The 583-nt window shown below is 41.7% G+C and carries 1 pseudogene; it reads left to right on the top strand.

The annotated features are described in order from the left end of the window. Positions 1-583 (top strand): annotated as a pseudogene (locus CER18_RS09825) (hypothetical protein); the annotation flags it as partial.

The following is a 583-nucleotide window of genomic DNA, read 5'->3' as shown; positions in this document are numbered from 1 at the left end:
TGCTGGCGATAAGGTTGAAGAGAAGAGCTATGATAATGTTGCTGCAGCTTTTGAAGGTGTAGGAAGTTCTTTCACGAATCTTCATAATGAAGTGACAAATGCTGTTACAAATATTAACAAACACATTAACGATGTGGTGAGTGATAGCCTTGTTAAGCAGGATGATGCGACAAAGATTATCAAGATAGGTGCAGAAAAAGGTGGAACAAGCATTAGCATTGCTAATAGTGGAGATGCCGCACGGACTCTCACGGGCGTAAAAGGAGGAGAGCTAACAGAGACATCGACCGATGCGGTAAATGGTTCACAGCTTTATTCGATGAATAATACGTTAGCGAGCTATTTTGGTGGTGGCGCTGAATATAAAGAAGGCAAGTGGGCTGCTCCAAACTTCAAAGTTAACACCGTGAGTGCTGATGGTGATAAGGTTGAAGAGCAGAGCTATAAAACAGTAGCAGAAGCGTTTGCGGGAGTAGGCAGTTCTTTCACGAATCTTCATAATGAAGTGACAAATGCTGTTACGAATATTAATAACCAGATTAACCAAGTTGTGGGTGATAGTCTTGTGAAACAAGATGACAAG

Source organism: Bartonella tribocorum, from assembly GCF_002777915.1.
GTDB lineage: Bacteria > Pseudomonadota > Alphaproteobacteria > Rhizobiales > Rhizobiaceae > Bartonella > Bartonella tribocorum_A.
The sequence above is the reverse complement of the archived record's forward strand: the minus strand, read 5'-3'. Positions and strand labels throughout refer to the sequence as shown.